Source organism: Streptomyces sp. NPDC090032 (genome assembly GCF_044748025.1).
Classification (GTDB): domain Bacteria; phylum Actinomycetota; class Actinomycetes; order Streptomycetales; family Streptomycetaceae; genus Streptomyces.
Genome location: NZ_JBIVFF010000013.1, coordinates 1 through 13564 on the forward strand (window position 1 = coordinate 1; position 13564 = coordinate 13564).

14 protein-coding genes are annotated in these 13564 nt (G+C 69.4%); 9 read left to right on the forward strand and 5 right to left on the reverse strand.

Translation table 11 applies throughout. The features are described from left to right. The 4 genes from ACIPWY_RS29390 to ACIPWY_RS29405 form a co-directional block, all read right to left on the reverse strand. On the reverse strand, nt 1-107 hold a 107-nt coding region (locus ACIPWY_RS29390; protein ID WP_383897459.1), incomplete at its 3' end, for a biotin carboxylase N-terminal domain-containing protein. Continuing rightward, nucleotides 104-604: a cobalamin B12-binding domain-containing protein gene (locus tag ACIPWY_RS29395; RefSeq protein ID WP_401535710.1), complete on the reverse strand. Its 501-nt coding sequence runs from the start codon at nt 602-604 to the stop codon at nt 104-106. The genes ACIPWY_RS29390 and ACIPWY_RS29395, both read right to left, overlap by 4 nt. Before the next feature lie 25 nt (nt 605-629). Then, nucleotides 630-833, reverse strand: a complete 204-nt coding sequence (locus tag ACIPWY_RS29400) for an acyl-CoA carboxylase epsilon subunit (RefSeq protein ID WP_401535712.1) — start codon at nt 831-833, stop codon at nt 630-632. A 29-nt stretch (nt 834-862) separates the two neighbouring features. Beyond that, a complete protein-coding gene (locus ACIPWY_RS29405; protein ID WP_401535715.1) occupies nt 863-2470 on the reverse strand; it encodes an acyl-CoA carboxylase subunit beta in 1608 nt (535 codons plus the stop codon). 172 nt (nt 2471-2642) lie between these two features. On the opposite strand from ACIPWY_RS29405, the gene ACIPWY_RS29410 reads away from it, so the two are divergent. The 5 genes from ACIPWY_RS29410 to hutH all read left to right on the forward strand — a co-directional run bounded on the left by ACIPWY_RS29410 (nt 2643) and on the right by hutH (nt 8745). Continuing rightward, nucleotides 2643-3524 (forward strand): biotin--[acetyl-CoA-carboxylase] ligase, encoded by an 882-nt coding sequence (locus tag ACIPWY_RS29410; RefSeq protein WP_362903400.1) that lies wholly within the window; start codon nt 2643-2645, stop codon nt 3522-3524. Nucleotides 3525-3951: 427 nt separating this feature from the next. After that, entirely contained in the window at nt 3952-5064 is a 1113-nt protein-coding gene (locus ACIPWY_RS29415) for an adenylate/guanylate cyclase domain-containing protein (RefSeq protein ID WP_383886531.1), read from the forward strand. Between the two features lie 39 nt (nt 5065-5103). Further along, nucleotides 5104-5895: an enoyl-CoA hydratase/isomerase family protein gene (locus ACIPWY_RS29420; RefSeq protein WP_383886533.1), complete on the forward strand. Its 792-nt coding sequence runs from the start codon at nt 5104-5106 to the stop codon at nt 5893-5895. A gap of 65 nt (nt 5896-5960) precedes the next feature. After that, a complete protein-coding gene (locus ACIPWY_RS29425; RefSeq protein WP_362903405.1) occupies nt 5961-7112 on the forward strand; it encodes a GGDEF domain-containing protein in 1152 nt (383 codons plus the stop codon). A 64-nt stretch (nt 7113-7176) separates the two neighbouring features. Continuing rightward, nucleotides 7177-8745: a histidine ammonia-lyase gene (hutH, locus tag ACIPWY_RS29430; protein WP_362903964.1), complete on the forward strand. Its 1569-nt coding sequence runs from the start codon at nt 7177-7179 to the stop codon at nt 8743-8745. A gap of 90 nt (nt 8746-8835) precedes the next feature. On the opposite strand, the gene ACIPWY_RS29435 is transcribed toward hutH, so the two are convergent. Continuing rightward, nucleotides 8836-9120 carry a hypothetical protein gene (locus ACIPWY_RS29435; protein WP_362903407.1) on the reverse strand — a complete coding sequence of 95 codons (285 nt, stop codon included), beginning with the start codon at nt 9118-9120 and terminating at the stop codon, nt 8836-8838. A 109-nt stretch (nt 9121-9229) separates the two neighbouring features. Here ACIPWY_RS29435 and ACIPWY_RS29440 point away from each other — a divergent pair, with 109 nt between their 5' ends. The 4 genes from ACIPWY_RS29440 (at nt 9230) to ACIPWY_RS29455 (ending at nt 13463) form a co-directional block, all read left to right on the forward strand. Next, the gene (locus tag ACIPWY_RS29440; RefSeq protein ID WP_362903409.1) at nt 9230-9583 is read left to right on the forward strand and encodes a hypothetical protein; all 354 of its coding nucleotides are present in this window, start codon (nt 9230-9232) and stop codon (nt 9581-9583) included. A gap of 276 nt (nt 9584-9859) precedes the next feature. Next, nucleotides 9860-11131, forward strand: a complete 1272-nt coding sequence (locus ACIPWY_RS29445) for an Ig-like domain-containing protein (protein ID WP_401535720.1) — start codon at nt 9860-9862, stop codon at nt 11129-11131. 134 nt (nt 11132-11265) lie between these two features. Continuing rightward, nucleotides 11266-12726 carry an ABC transporter permease gene (locus ACIPWY_RS29450; protein ID WP_401535722.1) on the forward strand — a complete coding sequence of 487 codons (1461 nt, stop codon included), beginning with the start codon at nt 11266-11268 and terminating at the stop codon, nt 12724-12726. Between the two features lie 50 nt (nt 12727-12776). Then, entirely contained in the window at nt 12777-13463 is a 687-nt protein-coding gene (locus tag ACIPWY_RS29455; protein WP_356289540.1) for an ABC transporter ATP-binding protein, read from the forward strand. Nucleotides 13464-13564: the final 101 nt, after the last annotated feature.

The following is a 13564-nucleotide window of genomic DNA, read 5'->3' on the forward strand; positions in this document are numbered from 1 at the left end:
CGGTCCGGTTCCGCGTAAACGGCAACGCTCGCGATACCGGCATCCCGGCACGCCCTGGCCACGCGGACAGCGATTTCGCCACGGTTGGCGATGAGGACTCTCTTCAGCATGCCTGCTCCAGCGCGGGTTCCGAGGTGTGGGGGGTTTCGGTGGTGACGGTCGTGTCTGCGGTGACGAGCAGGCGGTCCACGCTCTCGACGATGCCGCCGATGCCCGCGCCGGGGGTGAACACGGCGTGGACGCCCAGTGCTTCGAGGGCGGCGATGTCCGCGTCGGGGATGATGCCGCCGACCAGGATGCGGACGTCGCCGGCATCCTCCTCGGCCAGCAGCTGGATCACCTTCTCGACGATCGTCAGGTGGGCACCCGAGAGTACGGAGAGCCCGAGGAGCGGCGCGTCCTCCGCGATCACCGTCGCGACGATCTGCTCCGGGGTCTGGTGCAGGCCCGTGTAGACCACCTCGTAGCCCGCGTCGCGCAGCGCCCGGGCGATGACCTTGGCGCCACGGTCGTGGCCGTCGAGGCCGGGCTTGGCGATCACCACGCGAGCGCGCGGGGCCGGTGCGTGACCGGCGCGACGCGCCCGCAGGTGCACGGTGTTCATGAACTCTCCGATCGGGTGGTGTGGTTCAGCGCGGCCAGTAGGTGCGCGCCCAGGCCGTCGGCCCGTGCTGAGGCAGGGAGTTGACGCGTGAGGGGTCCGCCCATGCGTCGCGGGTGCCTGTCGCGCCGGGTGGGGCGGTGGGTGCTGCCGCGGCGCGGGCCTGGACCACCGCGAGTGCGGCGGCCAGCTCCTCGGGGGTCGGGTTGCCCCGTACGACCTTGATCATCATGGCGGCTCCAGTGGGCTCTGCAACGGGCTCTACAGCGGGATGTTGCCGTGCTTCTTGGGCGGGAGGTTCTCGCGTTTGGTGCGGAGCTGGCGCAGGCCTCGGACGATGTGGGCGCGGGTGTCGGAGGGCATGACGACCGCGTCGATGTAGCCGCGTTCGGCCGCCGTGTAGGGGTTGAGGAGGGTGTCCTCGTATTCCTGGATGAGGCGGGCGCGGGTTGCTTCCTGTTCTGTTTCGGGGGCGGCGGCGATGGTGCGGCGGTGCAGGATGTTGACGGCTCCCTGGGCGCCCATGACCGCGATCTGGGAGGTGGGCCAGGCCAGGTTGAGGTCGGCGCCCAGGTGTTTGGAGCCCATGACGTCGTAGGCCCCGCCGAATGCCTTGCGGGTGATGACGGTGATGAGGGGGACGGTGGCTTCGGCGTAGGCGTAGATCAGTTTGGCGCCGCGGCGGATGATGCCGGTGTGTTCCTGGTCGACGCCCGGGAGGAAGCCGGGGACGTCGACGAAGGTCAGGACGGGGACGTTGAACGCGTCGCAGGTGCGCACGAAGCGGGCGGCTTTTTCGGAGGCGTCGATGTCCAGGCAGCCGGCGAACTGCAGGGGCTGGTTGGCGACGATGCCGACCGGGCGGCCCTCGACGCGGCCGAAGCCGGTGAGGATGTTCGGCGCGAACAGGGGCTGCGTCTCGAAGAACTCGTCGTCGTCCAGGACGTGTTCGATGACGGTGTGCATGTCGTAGGGCTGGTTCGCGCTGTCGGGGACGAGGGTGTCGAGTTCGTCGTCCTCGGGGGTGCGGGCCAGGTCTGCTTCCTCGGGGAAGGCGGGGGGCTCGGACAGGTTGTTCGAGGGGAGGTAGGACAGGAGGGTTTTGACGTATTCGATGGCGTCTTTTTCGTCGCCTGCCATGTAGTGGGCGACGCCGGAGCTGGTGTTGTGGGTGCGGGCGCCGCCGAGTTCCTCGAAGCCGACGTCTTCGCCGGTGACGGTCTTGATGACGTCGGGGCCGGTGATGAACATGTGGGAGGTCTGGTCGACCATGACGGTGAAGTCGGTGATGGCGGGGGAGTAGACGGCTCCGCCGGCGCAGGGGCCGACGACGAGGCTGATCTGGGGGATGACGCCGGAGGCGTGGGTGTTGCGGCGGAAGATCTCGCCGTACATCCCGAGTGCCATGACGCCTTCCTGGATGCGGGCGCCGCCGGAGTCGTTGATGCCGATGACGGGGCAGCCGGTTTTGAGGGCGAAGTCCATGACCTTGATGATTTTCTGGCCGTAGACCTCGCCGAGGGCGCCGCCGAAGACGGTGAAGTCCTGGGAGAAGACGGCGACGGGGCGGCCTTCGACGGTGCCGTAGCCGGTGACGACGCCGTCGCCGTAGGGCTTGTTGTCGTCCAGGCCGAATGCGGTGGAGCGGTGGCGGGCGAATTCGTCGAGTTCTACGAACGAGCCTTCGTCCAGGAGGAGTTCGATGCGCTCACGCGCCGTCAGTTTGCCCTTCGCGTGCTGCTTCTCCACCGCGCGCGCGGAGCCGGCGTGGGTGGCCTCTTCGATCCGGCGCTGCAGGTCCGCGAGCTTTCCCGCGGTCGTGTGGATGTCGATGGCGCTGGACACGGTGGGCTCTTCCGGAACGGACATCGGGATGCGGCTCCCTGGCTGCTCAATGGGGACGGTGGGGATGGGGCGGGGCGATGTGGCGCGGCGGGGTTTGGGGGCGGCTGGACGCCTGGCCCTGTAGCTACTGGCTCGTAGCGTAGTGGCGTGGATACCGTTCAGCAGTGCGGCGTTTACCACACCTAGGGTGGGTTGCATGACGCCCCGAAATGCTTCAGACGATCCTTCCGGCGCGAACGACGGTCAGCAGTGGTCGGACCTGGACCGGCCGCCGTTGAACGCCACCGCCCTGCGGCGCGCCCTTGTCCGTGGCGGGCTGTGGTCCTCCGTCGACGTGGTTCCCGCCACCGGTTCCACCAACTCCGATCTCGTCGCCCTCGCCTTGAGCGGCAAGGCCGAGGAAGGGGCCGTCCTCGTCGCCGAGTCGCAGAGCGCCGGGCGCGGGCGGCTCGACCGGCAGTGGACCGCTCCTGCGCGGTCCGGGCTCTTCTTCTCCGTCTTCCTGAAGCCCGGCGCTGACGTGCCCGTGGAGCGGTGGGGGTGGCTGCCGCTGCTCACCGGGGTGGCCGTCGCCACGGGGCTCGCGCGCGCCGCCGGGGTCGACACAGCCCTCAAGTGGCCCAACGACCTGCTGGTGAATGTCGGCGGCGAGGAGCGCAAGGCCGGGGGCATCCTCGCCGAGCGGGCCGGGGACGGCGTGGTCGTCGGGATCGGGCTCAACGTCTCGCTGCGCGCCGACGAGCTGCCCGTGCCGCTGGCCGGGTCGCTTGCCCTGGCCGGGGCCGTTTCCACCGACCGGGATCCCTTGTTGCGGGCCGTTCTGCGGTCGCTGGAGGAGCGGTTCGTCGAGTGGCGGGCCGCGGGTGGCGATCCTGCCGCGTCGCGGCTTCAGGAGACCTATGCCGCGGGGTGCGCGACGCTCGGGCGGAATGTGCGGGCGGAGCTTCCTGGAGGGCAGGAGCTTGTGGGGGAGGCGGTTGCCGTGGACGGGGACGGGCGGCTCGTCATCGCCTCCGAGGACGGCGTGCAGCAGCCTGTGGGGGCGGGGGACATCGTTCATCTGCGGGCGGGGGGCTGAGGGGGCGCTTCCGGCGTGGGGCCGGGTGTGGAGTGCCCGGCTTCGTTGTCGGGGCCCGGCTCGGGGCCGCTGCGCAGGTGCGTTTTGGGTGCGGGGCCGTGGCGCCGTGGGGGTATGTACGTGCTCGCTGTTCCACGGGTTTCCGCTGCTCAGCCGAATCGCCCGTACGTGGTGCTGGTGGCTCCGCGCGCACATGCCCCCCACGGCCCCTTCCGTTTCGTCGGCGCCTGGCCGTCCGGTGGGGCTTTCTTCTGGCGGCGGGTCTTGTCTCGTGCGCGGGTGGCCGGTCGGTGGTGCGTGTCCTTTTGGTTTGTACTTGGCTGGGGGGTCGGGACTCGTGTGTGCTGGGGGAGTGAGCTGCGGCACACCTGCCGTAAAGTTGAGGCCGGTCGATACATGACCGTGGCAGATCGGAAGGGCAGCAGGCGTGACCGTCGACGACTCGGGCTCCGGCGCGGGCAACCCATCCGACATCGAGTCTGTCGAGGACGGTGCCGGCGGTGAGGATCCGCTTGCCCTCCGGCTCGAGGGGCTCATCCTGGGTGCGGAGCGGCGGTACACGCCGTTTCAGGCCGCCCGCAGCGCCGGTGTTTCCATGGAGCTCGCCTCCCGGTTCTGGCGGGCCATGGGGTTTGCCGACATCGGGCAGGCCAAGGCGCTGACCGAGGCCGATGTGCTCGCCCTGCGGCGGCTTGCCGGTCTCGTCGAGGCCGGGCTGCTCAGCGAGGCCATGGCCGTGCAGGTCGCCCGGTCCACGGGGCAGACCACCGCCCGGCTTGCCGAGTGGCAGATCGATTCGTTCCTGGAGGGGCTCACCGAGCCTCCCGAGCCTGGGATGACCCGTACCGAAGTCACGTATCCCCTGATGGAACTGCTCCTGCCCGAGCTGGAGGAGTTTCTCGTCTATGTGTGGCGGCGGCAGCTGGCCGCGGCCACGGGGCGTGTGGTGCAGGCTGCTGACGACGAGGAGATGGTGGACCGGCGGCTCGCCGTCGGCTTCGCCGACCTTGTCGGCTTCACGCGGCTCACCCGGCGCATGGAGGAAGAGGAGCTCGGGGAGCTCGTCGAGGCCTTTGAGACCACTGCCGCCGATCTTGTCGCCGCCAATGGCGGGCGGTTGATCAAGACTCTGGGTGACGAGGTGCTGTACGCCGCCGACGACTCGGGGATCGCCGCCGAGATCGCTCTGCGGCTCATCGAGACCATGGCCAATGACGAGACCATGCCCGAGGTGCGGGTGGGGATGGCCTTCGGGACCGTGACGACCCGCATGGGCGATGTCTTCGGGACGACCGTGAATCTGGCCAGCCGGCTCACCTCGATAGCTCCTCGGGATGCGGTGCTGGTCGACGGTGCGTTCGCGGAGGAGTTGCAGCGAGCTGGTGAGGCGCCCGTTTCCGAGGCCGAGGCCGCCGCGCTTGCCGAGAAGGAGGGCGAGGACGCGCCCTCGTACCGCTTCGCTCTGCAGCCCATGTGGCAGCGGCCCGTGCGTGGGCTCGGTGTCATCGAGCCCTGGCTTCTGACGCGGCGGCCGCTCTAGGATTCTGCCGTTGTTAACTGTCGTTAACCGGGAGGGTCTGTGAGCGAGCGGTTCGGAGAGTTCGTCGAGGTGCGCCGGCACGGTTTTGTCGCCGAGCTCGTTCTCGATCGGCCCAAGGCCATGAATGCCGTGTCCAGCGCCATGGCGGTGAGTGTGGGGCAGGCTTGTGCCTCTCTTGCTCTTGATGGTGAGGCGCGGGTCGTTGTTCTTTCTTCTTCTGCTTCTCGTGCTTTTTGCGTGGGGGCCGACCTGAAGGAGCGGAACTCCTTTTCCGATGCTGAGCTTCTTCGGCAGCGGCCTTTGACCCGGGGGGCTTATGGGGGTGTGCTTGAGCTTCCTATGCCTGTCATCGCCGCTGTGCACGGGTTCGCTCTCGGTGGCGGGTTCGAGCTCGCTCTGGCCTGCGATCTGATCGTGGCCGACGAGACCGCTGTCGTGGGGCTGCCCGAGGTGTCTGTGGGGGTGATCCCCGGTGGGGGTGGTACGCAGCTGCTGCCCCGGCGCGTGGGGGCTGCGAGAGCTGCTGAGCTGATCTTCTCGGCGCGGCGTGTCGAGGCTCGGGAGGCCCTGGAAATGGGGCTTGTCGATTCGGTGGTGGAGGCGGGGGGCGATCGCGAGGCCGCGCTTGAGCTTGCCGGTCGCATTGCCGCCAATTCGCCTGTGGGGCTTCGCGCCGCCAAGCGCGCTCTGAGGGTGGGGTACGGGCTCGATCTGCGGGCCGGCCTTGAGGTCGAGGACGCCGCCTGGCGGTCCGTCGCCTTCTCCGGCGACCGGGCTGAGGGTGTCGCCGCCTTCAATGAGAAGCGGGCGCCCCAGTGGCCCGGTGAATGACTATTCCTGGCCTCGTATGGGTCCTGAATGTATCGACTTGGGCTTTTCTTTCCTAATCTTGGCCTATGGGAGAGGAAGTCCGGTTGCGGGCCGTGGTCGCGATGGCGCAGGGGATGGCCGCGGCGCAGTCTCCGCGTGAGTCCTGGCGGGCCGCCGCACTCGGGGCCTGCCGCGCTCTGTCCGGCACCTTCGCGGCGCTGTCCGTGTGGGAGCGCGAGCGCGGGAGGCTGCGCGTCCTCGTGAACGTGGGGGAGCGCGCCGCGGGCGAGGTCGAGTTCCCCGAGGACGAGGCCTATCCCGTGAACCAGTTCCCGGAGATCACCGAGTTCCTGCACGAGCAGTGGGTGGGCGGGGGTGCTCCGCGCGCCTGGGTCGAGACCGCGTCCGGGGCCGTGGAGGGCGGCGGCTACTGCCATCAGCGCGTCGCCGCCCTGCGACGGCGGGGGCGTGGGTGTTGCGTTGTCGCGCCGATTGTTCTCCACGGGCGCGCCTGGGGCGAGTTGTACGTCGCCCGGCCCGGGGGCGCCGAGGTCTTCGGCGCCCCCGATGCCGCCTTCGCCACCGTTCTCGCCGCTGTCGCCGCTGCCGGTATCGCTCAGACCGAGCGGCTCGAGGAGGCTCGGCGGCTCGCCTTCACGGATGCCCTGACCGGGCTCGCCAATCGGCGTGCCGTTGACATGCGGCTCGATGAGGCCATTGAGCGGCACCGGGTCGGCGGAGATGTCGTCTCTCTTGTCGTGTGTGATCTGAACGGGCTCAAGCGCGTCAATGACTCGTTGGGGCATGCGGTCGGGGACCGGTTGCTGGAGCGGTTCGGGTCCGTTCTCTCGTTGTGCGGCGCGATGCTGCCGGGGACCCTGGCCGCTCGGCTGGGGGGTGACGAGTTCTGTCTGGTGGCCGTGGGGCCCGACGCCGATGACGTGGTGCGGGCAGGTGAGGAACTGTGCTCGCGCGCCTCCGAGTTGGAGCTGGGGGACGGGGTCGCCTGCGGGATCGCTTCCACCGGTGATCCGATCGGTGAGGTGCTCAGCGCGCGGCGGCTCTTCCGGCTCGCCGATGCCGCCCAGTACCGGGCCAAGGCGCTGCGGGCCGTGAAGCCTGTCGTGGCCGGGCGGGACGGTCCCGACGATCCCGTCGTGCGCCTCGCCGACTCTCCTCCGCCCGCCGTCGGTGACAGTGAGCGGCGCCGGCTCCGGGGGCGGGACGTGGGGGCGTAAGGGGTCCGCCCCGAACTCGGTCGTGACATTGGACTCTTCACCTCGTACGCTCCTGAATATGGATATGCACACTGTGGTGGTGGGGACGTCCGGTGTCAGCGCGGCCGATGTCGTCGCCGTGGCGCGGGCGGATGCCCGGATCGAGCTCTCCGAAGAGGCGGTGGCCGCCCTGGCCTCGGCCCGCGCGATCGTGGACGCGCTGGCCGCGAAGCCCGAGCCCGTGTACGGGGTCTCCACCGGGTTCGGCGCGCTCGCCACCCGGCACATCAGCCAGGACCTGCGGGCCCAGTTGCAGCGGAACATCGTCCGCTCTCACGCGGCGGGAATGGGCCCGCGCGTCGAGCGTGAAGTCGTGCGCGCGCTCATGTTCCTGCGGCTGAAGACCGTCTGCTCCGGACACACCGGCGTGCGGCCCGAGGTCGCGCAGACCATGGCCGACGTCCTCAACGCCAAGATCACGCCCGTCGTGCACGAGTACGGGTCCCTCGGGTGCTCCGGCGATCTCGCGCCGCTCAGCCACTGCGCTCTCACGTTGATGGGCGAGGGTGACGCCGAAGGGCCCGACGGTGTCGTCGCTCCCGCGGGGGAGCTGCTCGCCGCCCATGGCATCGCGCCTGTCGAGCTGCGGGAGAAGGAGGGGCTCGCCCTCCTGAACGGCACCGACGGCATGCTGGGCATGCTCGTCATGGCGCTCGCCGATCTCGAGAACCTGTACAAGTCCGCCGACGTCACCGCCGCCTTGTCGCTCGAGGCCTTGTTGGGGACCGACAAGGTTCTCGCTCCTGAACTGCATGCCATCCGGCCTCACCCGGGGCAGGGCGCAAGCGCCGCCAACATGCTGGCCGTGCTGAAGGGTTCGGAGCTCACCGGGCACCACCAGGACGACGCGCCGCGCGTGCAGGACGCGTACTCCGTGCGCTGCGCCCCGCAGGTCGCCGGCGCCGGGCGGGACACCATGGCCCACGCGCGGCTCGTCGCCGAGCGCGAGCTGGCGTCCGCCGTGGACAACCCTGTTGTGCTGCCTGGGGGTACCTCCCAGGCTTTCGGCTCCGGGGGAGGGCGTGTGGAGTCCAACGGCAACTTCCATGGCGCGCCCGTCGCTTACGTGCTCGACTTCCTCGCCATCGCCGCCGCCGACCTCGGGTCGATCGCCGAGCGGCGCACCGACCGTCTGCTCGACAAGAACCGGTCCCACGGGCTGCCGCCGTTCCTCGCCGACGACGCGGGCGTCGACTCCGGCCTGATGATCGCCCAGTACACCCAGGCCGCCCTGGTCAGCGAGATGAAGCGGCTCGCCGTGCCCGCCTCCGCGGACTCCATCCCGTCCTCCGCCATGCAGGAGGACCACGTGTCCATGGGCTGGTCCGCCGCCCGCAAGCTGCGTACCGCGATCGACAACCTGACGCGGATCGTCGCCGTCGAGCTGTACGCGGCCACGCGCGGCATCGAGCTGCGCGAGGGCCTCAGGCCGGCTCCGGCTTCCCGTGCGGTGATCGATGCCGTACGGGCGGCGGGAGTTCAGGGACCGGGCCCCGACCGCTTCCTCGCGCCCGATCTCGCGGCTGCGGACGCCTTTGTGCGCGGCGGGCACCTGGTGGCGGCCGTGGAGCCCGTCACGGGGCCGCTGGCCTAGGAGTTACGGAAAGCCGGGGCGGGGGGGGCCCCCCGGGGGGGGGGCCCCCCCCCCCCGGGGGGGGGGGGGGGGGGCCCGCCCCGGCGTTGCTCAGTAGGCGGTCATCCGGCTCTTCCTGACCGAGTACGTCAGGAAGCCGGCGCCTATGCCGAGGAACGCCGACCCGCCGATCACGTACGGCGTGGTGTCGACCGTTCCCGTGTCGGCCAGGCGCAGTTGGCCCTCGGACTGCGCGTGTACCGCTGTCGCGGTCTGCTGCTGATCTGCCTCCGCTGTCTTCTCGGGCGTCGCGGTGGCGGACGGAACGAACCACAGAGCAGCCAGGAGTGTCCCGGCGGCAGTGGCGGTGAGCAGCGATCGTCGTGCGACGGACACGGAATCGATCCCCCTTGTGGAGCTGGCGAATTGGCCGTGTGAGGCGATGTTAGTGAAAGGTGCGGGTCACACGAAAGTCGCGGGTGGGGTGAGGCATACGCTCCCTCGTATGAGCACCCCTGAGACATCACGATTTGTTCGGCTCCGAGTTGATTTGGTCCTGGAGATCGAGGACACCGCCGCCATCACCGGAGCCGCGTTGCAGCGCATCGCCGAGGACGAGGACATGCCGGCCGACGAGCGGGCCCACGCCGAGGCCGCCGTCAACGAGGACGAGGCTGAGGCACTCGCCTATCTCGTCGACCCGTTCGACCTGGTCAGCGAAGTGCCCGGGACGGACCTCGTGCAGGCCTCCTGGTCCAGCGAACAGGTCGACTACGATCCTGATTCGCCCGACTGGGACCTCGACGTGGATGATGACGAAGCCGGCGACGCCCTCGACGCGGACCACGAGAGGCTCTAGGGCGGGGTGCGCGACCGGGCTGGACGGCACGGACGTTCCGGGCCCCGGGTGGCAACCGCCGGCCGGGGTTTCCGCGTCCCGCAAGGGGGCACGAGAGGGGTTCTGTTACCACTGGTGCATGGCTGCTCACGCTAGTTCCGGCGTGGCATCCCCCACATTGGGGACCGAAAAGGAACGGGACGAACCGGTCATGGCGTTACATGGGCTGATGGGGATTCCTGCGTGGCGGGGATCGGGGCCCAACGGGCTTTCGGGGTTTCGGGGAAATTGGCGACGATGGAGATGCGTGTGATGACGGACAGTAAGCGGCGCAAGGGTCTGATGGCCGCGTCCGCTCTGGTCGGAGGAGTGCTGGTGCTCTCCGCGTGCAGCGGGAACAGCAGCAAGGCCAACGGCGCCGAGGGCGGTGGCGAGAAGTCGTCGCAGGCCCAGGTCGACGAGGCCGCCGCTCAGAAGACGTCGGAGGCGCTGATCAAGATCGCGCCGAAGGACGGCTCCGACAACGCCAGCATCAACAACGCCGCAGCGGTCACGGTGAGCAAGGGTTCGCTCACGAACGTGACGATGACGACCGCCGAGGGCGCGGCGGTCCAGGGGCAGATATCCGCTGACAAGAAGAGCTGGAAGCCCGCCGGCCAGCTCGAGCGCGCCACTGTCTACAAGATCGCCGCCGAGGCCAAGGACTCCAGCGGCCGCGCGGCCCACGAGAACGCCTCGTTCACGACGGTCTCGCAGGCCAACAGCTTCATCGGCAACTTCACGCCCGAGGACGGCTCCACCGTCGGCGTCGGCATGCCGGTCTCGATCAACTTCGACAAGGCGATCACGAACAAGGCGGATGTCCAGAAGGGCATCACCGTCTCCTCCAGCACCGGCCAGCAGGTCGTCGGCCACTGGTTCGGCAACCAGCGCCTCGACCTGCGCCCCCAGGACTACTGGACGGGTGGCTCCACGGTCACGCTGAAGCTGAACCTCGACGGCGTCGAGGGTGCGAACGGCGTCTACGGCGTGCAGCAGAAGTCGGTCACCTTCAAGGTCGGCCGCAACCAGGTCTCGACCGTCGACGCGGCGACCAAGACCATGACGGTCACGCGGGACGGCAAGGTCGTCAAGACCATCCCGATCTCCGCCGGTTCGCCGGAGAACAAGACGTACCAGGGCCAGATGGTGATCTCCGAGAAGTTCAAGGAGACCCGGATGGACGGCTCGACGGTCGGCTTCAAGGGCTCCGACGGCAAGGGCGAGTACGACATCAAGGACGTGCCGCACGCGATGCGTCTGTCGGCCTCCGGCACCTTCATCCACGGCAACTACTGGGGCGCCAAGTCGATCTTCGGTGGCGCCAACACGAGCCATGGCTGCGTCGGCCTGTCCGACGCCAAGGGCGCCAACGACCCGAACACGCCGGGTGCCTGGTTCTACGACAACTCCATGGTCGGTGACGTCGTCGTCGTGAAGAACACCGGCGACAAGACCATCCAGCCCGACAACGGCCTCAACGGCTGGAACCTGGACTGGGCGCAGTGGCAGGCCGGTTCGGCCGTCTGACGGTCGTCCCGACAGTCCTCGCGGAAGGCCCGCATCCCGTCGCCGGGGTGCGGGCCTTCGGCCTTCCGTGAGTTCTCATCGGTCTCTTATCCCGGCCTTATCGGATCATCACGGTGTGTCCCTAGCTTCACGGCATGTTCTTCACCTACCTGAGGCGCGAGCTGCGCCGCCGCAGAAAGGCGGCCCTTGTCGTCGCCTCCGGGCTCGCGCTCGGCATCGCGCTGGTCATCGTGGTCAACTCCGTGTCCTCCGGCATGAACCAGGCCCAGGACAAGGTCCTCCAGTCCCTGTACGGCCTCGGCACCGACATGACCGTCACCAAGGCCGCCGAGGCGCCCAAGAGCGGGGAGACCGGGCGGCCGCGGTTCGAGTTCGGCGCCAAGGACGACGGCGAGGAACAGAGCAGCGACCGCGTCATGGTGCAGGGCTTCCAGACCCTCGCCTCGTCGACCGTCACCGAGGTCGCCGGCCAGAAGGGCGTCGCCGACTCGGTGGGCGGCCTCAGCCTTCAGGTGATGAAGGTCAACGGCGAGTTCAAGCGTGGCCAGTTCAAGCAGGACCAGAGCGGCGGCACCACCACCCGCCAGGGCGGCCCGGGCGGCACCGGCGGCCAGCCGCAGGGCCGGGTCGAGGGCGGCGGCGCCTCCTTCGACGTCAACTCCTACAGCGTGTACGGCACCGACGTGGCCAAGCAGGGCCTCGGCCCGCTCACCTCCTCCAAGGTCACCAAGGGCCGTACGTTCAAGACGTCCGAGACCGACGCCAAGGTCGTCGTGGCCGACACGTCGTACGCCAAGGAGAAGAAGCTCGCCCTCGGCGGCACCGTCAAGATCAAGGGCGTCAAGTACAAGCTCATCGGCATCGCGACACCGGACAGCGGTGACGCGGCCGCCAATCTGTACGTACCGCTGAAGCAGGCGCAGACCCTCGCCGACGCCAAGGGCAAGATCACCACGGTCTATGTGAAGGCGACCGACTCGCAGCAGATCTCCGCGGTGAAGTCCGCCATCCAGAAGAACATCTCCGGCACGACGGTGACCACTTCGGCCGATCTCGCCGACACCGTCTCCGGCTCGCTGTCCACCGCCTCCGACCTCGCGGCGAACGTCGGCAAGTGGCTCTCCATCGCCGTGCTCGTCGCCGCGTTCCTGGTCGCGGGGCTGCTCACCTCGTCGGCGGTCTCCCGCCGCGTACGGGAGTTCGGCACCCTCAAGGCGCTCGGCTGGAAGTCCGGACGCGTCACCCGCCAGGTCGTCGGCGAGGCCGTCGTCAACGGGCTCGTCGGCGGCGTCCTCGGCATCGCCGTCGGCCTCGCGGGCGCCTACGCCGTCACCGCGATCAGCCCCACCCTCACCGCCGAACTCGGCTCAGGCGCGTCCGGCGGCGCCCGGGGCGGCGGCCTGGCGATGGCCGGACCCGGCATGCGCCAGGCGGCCGGCAAGACCCTCGACATCGCCCTCAGCGCGCCCGTCAGCGCCACCACCATCACGCTCGCCGTCGGCCTCGCCGTCGCCGGAGGCCTGATCGCCGGCGCCTTCGGCGGCTGGCGCGCCTCCCGGCTCCGCCCGGCCGACGCCCTGCGCCGCGTCGAGTAGCCGCACCGCGCGGCCTCCCGAACACCTCTACGTACCGCAGGAGTTGCACCATGTATCAGCTGAGAGGCGTCACCAAGCAGTACCGGCGCGGCAAGGACACCGTCGACGCGCTCGCCGGGGTGGACCTGACCATCGGCGACGGCGACCGGCTCGTCATCCAGGGCCCCACCGGGGGCGGCAAGTCCACCCTCCTCCAGATGCTTGGCGGGCTCGACCGGCCGACCGCGGGCAGTATCGAGCTCGACGGCGTCGACCTGGCGAAGCTCCCGGAGGCGCGGCTCACCAAGTTCCGCGCCGAGTCCATCGGGTTCGTCTTCCAGAGCTTCAACCTGATCCCGACGCTGAACGCCCAGGAGAACGTCGAGACGGCCCTCGTGCCGCTCGGCCTCAAGGCCGCCGACCGCCGCGAACGTGCCGCGCAGGCCCTGAACTCGGTCGGCCTCGGCGAACGGCTCGGGCACCTGCCCGGGGAGATGTCCGGCGGCCAGCAGCAGCGCGTCGCCATCGCCCGCGCCCTCGTCAAGAACCCCAAGGTGCTGCTCGCCGACGAGCCCACCGGCAACCTCGACGAGTCGATGCGCGACGAGATCATGGACGTGCTGGAGACCATGTGGAAGGAGCACGGGCTGACCTTCATCATGGTCACCCACGACTCGTCGATCGCGCGCAGGGCGCCGCGGCTCGCCACCATCCGCAAGGGCCGGATCACGATCACGGAAAACTCGAAAGCTGTCTGATTTCGATCCTTTCAGTGCGCAACCTGTGACCCCCCTGCATCATCTCTGTGCAGGGGGGCCGCTTGGCTCTCCCACCGGTGAACTACCGTCACCAGGGGGAA

Excerpts from the sequence above, each read along its gene's own strand:
- ACIPWY_RS29395 (WP_401535710.1), bottom strand. The coding sequence starts at position 604 with ATGAACACCGTGCACCTGCGGGCGCGTCGCGCCGGTCACGCACCGGCC.
- ACIPWY_RS29400 (WP_401535712.1), bottom strand. The coding sequence starts at position 833 with ATGATGATCAAGGTCGTACGGGGCAACCCGACCCCCGAGGAGCTGGCC.
- ACIPWY_RS29405 (WP_401535715.1), bottom strand. The coding sequence starts at position 2,470 with ATGTCCGTTCCGGAAGAGCCCACCGTGTCCAGCGCCATCGACATCCAC.
- ACIPWY_RS29410 (WP_362903400.1), top strand. The coding sequence starts at position 2,643 with ATGACGCCCCGAAATGCTTCAGACGATCCTTCCGGCGCGAACGACGGT.
- ACIPWY_RS29425 (WP_362903405.1), top strand. The coding sequence starts at position 5,961 with ATGGGAGAGGAAGTCCGGTTGCGGGCCGTGGTCGCGATGGCGCAGGGG.
- hutH (WP_362903964.1), top strand. The coding sequence starts at position 7,177 with ATGCACACTGTGGTGGTGGGGACGTCCGGTGTCAGCGCGGCCGATGTC.
- ACIPWY_RS29440 (WP_362903409.1), top strand. The coding sequence starts at position 9,230 with ATGAGCACCCCTGAGACATCACGATTTGTTCGGCTCCGAGTTGATTTG.
- ACIPWY_RS29445 (WP_401535720.1), top strand. The coding sequence starts at position 9,860 with ATGGAGATGCGTGTGATGACGGACAGTAAGCGGCGCAAGGGTCTGATG.
- ACIPWY_RS29450 (WP_401535722.1), top strand. The coding sequence starts at position 11,266 with ATGTTCTTCACCTACCTGAGGCGCGAGCTGCGCCGCCGCAGAAAGGCG.
- ACIPWY_RS29455 (WP_356289540.1), top strand. The coding sequence starts at position 12,777 with ATGTATCAGCTGAGAGGCGTCACCAAGCAGTACCGGCGCGGCAAGGAC.